The sequence below is a fragment of the Synergistaceae bacterium genome, from assembly GCA_017443945.1.
In the GTDB taxonomy this organism is placed as follows: Bacteria; Synergistota; Synergistia; order Synergistales; family Aminobacteriaceae; genus JAFUXM01.
Genome location: JAFSXS010000097.1, coordinates 1 through 4,268, shown reverse-complemented (window position 1 = coordinate 4,268; position 4,268 = coordinate 1). Strand labels below are relative to the sequence as shown.

At 41.2% G+C, this 4,268-nt stretch carries 4 protein-coding genes; all 4 read left to right on the top strand.

The features are described 5' to 3' along the window. Positions 1 to 48 precede the first annotated feature (48 nt). Positions 49 to 309 carry a hypothetical protein gene (locus tag IJT21_10020; GenBank protein ID MBQ7578585.1) on the top strand — a complete coding sequence of 87 codons (261 nt, stop codon included), beginning with the start codon at positions 49 to 51 and terminating at the stop codon, positions 307 to 309. A gap of 2 nt (positions 310 to 311) precedes the next feature. Beyond that, positions 312 to 1,769 (top strand): phage portal protein, encoded by a 1,458-nt coding sequence (locus IJT21_10015; protein ID MBQ7578584.1) that lies wholly within the window; start codon positions 312 to 314, stop codon positions 1,767 to 1,769. A gap of 177 nt (positions 1,770 to 1,946) precedes the next feature. Continuing rightward, on the top strand, positions 1,947 to 3,452 hold the full coding sequence (locus IJT21_10010; protein MBQ7578583.1) for a hypothetical protein: 1,506 nt from the start codon (positions 1,947 to 1,949) through the stop codon (positions 3,450 to 3,452). Positions 3,453 to 3,469: 17 nt separating this feature from the next. Next, positions 3,470 to 4,268 (top strand): hypothetical protein (locus IJT21_10005; protein ID MBQ7578582.1); only part of this gene is annotated, 799 nt, incomplete at its 3' end.

The following is a 4,268-nucleotide window of genomic DNA, read 5'->3' as shown; positions in this document are numbered from 1 at the left end:
CGTTTTGGCAAAAAGTTTATTGCTATAATTTAATGTGAGGTGATAATCATGAATGTACTTACAGATTTTAGAGTCGCTCAATTGGAGTCAGATAAACGCAGATTACTAAATTATCTCGAAGCAGAACAAGCTATCTTATCAGGTCAGGAATACGAAATCGAAGGTCTGAAATTAACACGCGCTGACTTGAAAACAGTTACGGACATGATCGCAAATCTTGAATATAAAATTAACCGCGAGACAGAAGCTCTCAAGCCTAAAATTTCCCGCCCGCGATTCAAAACTATTATCCCAAAGGAGTATTTATAAGCATGAAAATTTATAATTCCGGTTATTCCCATCATGGCGCAAGCAGGTCAAAAAGCTCGTTAATCTCATGGAACGCAACCAGCAAAAGCCCTCATGAGGACATCAGCGAAAATTTGAATTTACTTCGCGAACGTTCACGCGATTTATATTCCGGCGGGGGACCATTGGGATGCGGTGCAATTGACAGAATCTGCTTAAACTCTATCGGCTCAGGCTTGAAATTAAATGTGCGTGTGAATCATGAATTATTAAACATGTCAGAATCAGACTGCGCAAAATGGTCAAGCAATATCGAAAACGTTTTTGATTCGTGGGCAAGTTCTAAAAATTGCAGCATTGACGGCGAATTAAATTTTTATGAATTACAAGTCTTAGCGTTCAAAAGTGTTTTACTCGATGGAGACTGCTTTGTTATATTCGGCGCCGATAATGAACACTACAAAAATATTTTTACGCGCTTACAAGTTGGCTTAATCGAGAGTGAACGCGTGCAGAATCCATTTATAAAGCCTTCCGGAGTAATGATTGATGAAGGAGTCGAACTTGATAATCTCGGCCGGCCGGTTGCTTATTATATCGCGAATCGTAATCCCGAAGCAGAAATCTCGAATCAACCTCAACTTGAATTTATGCGCGCTCCCATTTATGACTCTATTTCACATGAACGAAATATTTTGCACTTGATGAATCCTGAAAGAATCGGCCAAAGACGCGGAGTACCATTTTTAGCACCGGTTATAGAGACTCTCAAGCAATTATCCCGTTACACCGACGCAGAATTAATGTCCGCTGTTGTATCAGGAATGTACAGCATATTTTTTGAGCATGATCAAAGAGAGTCGGGCCAAGTCGGTGAAGAAGAGTATGCGAGCGAGTCAGGTTATGGAGGATTAACGGGACTTGAGAATATCACGCAGCAAGAAATGTACGGGACTGTGATAGATTTACCCGAAGGAGTGAAAGTCAGCACAGCGAGTCCAGGCCGTCCGAATCAAAATTTTAATGCGTTTATTGAATCTCTCGTACGTCAGATTGGCGGTGCTTTAGGGATACCGGCGGAGTTATTATTTTTGCATTTTACAGCGAGTTACAGCGCTTCACGGGGTGCATTGCTGGAAGCATGGAAATTATTTAAATATTGGCGTGAATGGTTTGCAGCTAATTTCTGTCAGCCGATTTACCAAAAATTTTTATACGAGTATTTAATGTTGTCTCAAGACTCACATTTTTTGCAATCAGAATCACTTAATGACGATAAATTTTATTGGGCATCATGGACGGGACCGAGTCAAGGACAATTAGACCCAGTGAAGGAAGTCAACGCAGCTATAACGCGTGTAAAAAACGGTTTCAGCACATATCAGCGTGAGACAGGAGAATTAACGGGCGAAGATTTCGAAATGAATATAAACCAGTTAAAGCGGGAAAATAAATTATTGAAGTCAGTCTACAAAGAGTGAAGGCGGGCGGGTGTGAACTGCAAATTACAACGCGACTCCAAATTTTTGCACTGTTACGGGAAAAAAATTTTGTGATTCATGATGCGGGGCCCCTATCGCCCCCCCGCACCCCCCACCCAGGAATACGCCATTTGCAGCGATAAATTGCTATAATGTGAATCGAGGTGAAAATATAATATGGCAAATATCACAAGTCAGAACCCAATTAGATTCACAATAGATAAACTCAAGACGGAAGCTCATGCACTCATAATCGCAAAAAAAGGCAATGTCATTAACTGCACACAAGCAAGCGCTGTTACCGGCTTCAAATTCAATTATTCACAACCGGCGGGGACTAAAATTTTTCTGGCATTCTCGACCGGCGATAAAGTCAATAACGCACAAATTTACGCACCCGGTGAAGTTCACGCAATCGACGAGGACGCAAACGGAGCATGGTTTAGGCTCAATTCTTCGGGGTACGCAGAAATCATTGACGAACAAAAAATCACGTACGAGTCATTAATCGACGAAGGAAACTCAATAAGCGAACTTGCAGGATTAAATAATATTCCGGCGTTCAAGGGCTATAATGTTAGAGTTGCAATCGCACTTTACTCACAGGACCCTCAAAACGCAATTCCCGCAATTAATCTCGCACTCAAGATCCGCAATGACACTCAGACCACGCAAAAAATCGAATACTCGCCAATTTATGAACTCGGAGAAAACACGCAGTTAATTAATGTCATAGCAAAGACTGAAATTAGCAACAACGCAAGTATCACAATTGAAGGCAGCATAAACGAGTCAAGCACATGGAAAGCGATAAACACTTTAGCGGGCAGCGAGGCTCAAAAATTGCAGTTACGCGCGATAATGAATGCTCCTCAAATCGGTTCAAGCGTCGCGAAATTAAACGAGGCTAATATCATTTTTTCTGAAGGAACCGGAATTATCAACGGAGACGGCACAAGCGAAATTGTAAGCAAGACTCATAACTGGTTTAAGCCGGTCAAACATTGCAGAATAATAGTCAAGCACTCGCCATTTAAGGAGTCAAGCATGAAGGTTTATGCTTCCGTGAGAAATCAGCCGTTAAAAATTTATAATGAATCACTCGGAACAGGAGACGGCAAAATTCATACATACCAATTAGCGCAGAAAAATAGAATTAACTTCGAGAGCGTAAAATTATATTTCGACGGAGTTCAAGTTTTCGGAAATTATGAAGTTAATTGCGAGGTTGGGCGGATAACATGCACTGCGCCTCAAGGTGTGTTAATTACTTGCGATTACAATTACAACTGGGCAAATGAGGTCTGGCAGGAACTCGCGAAGCAGTCTGAAACCATCAAGGACGATTACAACGAAAGCGAGTATTACATAAAATTTGCTAATTCCGGATGTATCAGCGCGGTAAAAATCGCATTTAATATGAAGTCCGGCTATGTTGCAAATGAGTCAATCGGAACCGGCAAAGAACGCGATTATACATACAAATTAGCCCATCATGTGAAAGACGGAAATATCACAATCACGGCCAATAATGTGAACTTGAGCAAAAATAATTTCTATGTGCTTGAAGATTCACAATATGTTAAAATAGCAGCTGTCAACGGTCAGACTTTGAAAGCGAGTTATGACTGGATAAGCGAGACTCCGACAGTTTATAATTTTCACGCAGTATTTAGCGAATAAGGACGGTGATATAACAAATGGCGCGCCCAAATTGGAAAGCACGGCACGTAAGAACACTTGCAGAACTCCCCGAAAAATTAATCAAGGGCAGAGCATATTTTATCGACGACGAAGGAATTATTTTAATCGATCACGGCGATAAAAGAGGCGTGCAAATTTATGGAAATAGACCGGGCATTCAGGGCCAGCCGGGTGAACCTGTACCGCAGATATTCGCTGATTTAGAATCACTTTCACGAGCAGCAATTAATAACGCTTCGACATTAAATTATGAGATTCAATCAAGGCGCAAGAGTCAGGAAATCGAGAAAAATTTTAGACTCGAGTCCGAACAAAATTTACAGAATCAGATTGACTCACTTGTCAAAGCAATACTCAATCAGGCTGCAACACTCAACGCAGAAAATCAGAATCGCAAGGAGTTAAAATCGAATCTGCAGGAGCAAATTAATTCGCTCATAAAGGGTTTATTGACTCAATCTGCAAACGAACAGAATTTACGGGAAGAGTCAGACTCAAGATTACAGACTCAGATTGACACACTTGCAAAGGCGTCATTGAGTCAGTCTCAGGCAATCAAATCAATAAATGACAATCACAAGCAGAATTTTGCAAACGAGCAAGAGACCCGCAAAGAGTCAGACTCGAAATTGCAGATTCAGATTGACACACTTGCAAAGGCGTCATTAAGTCAGTCTCAGGCAATCAAATCAATAAATGACAACCACAAGCAGAATTTTGCAAATGAGCAAGAGACCCGCAAAGAGTCAGACTCAAGATTACAGACTCAGATTGACACACTTGCAAAGGCGTCAT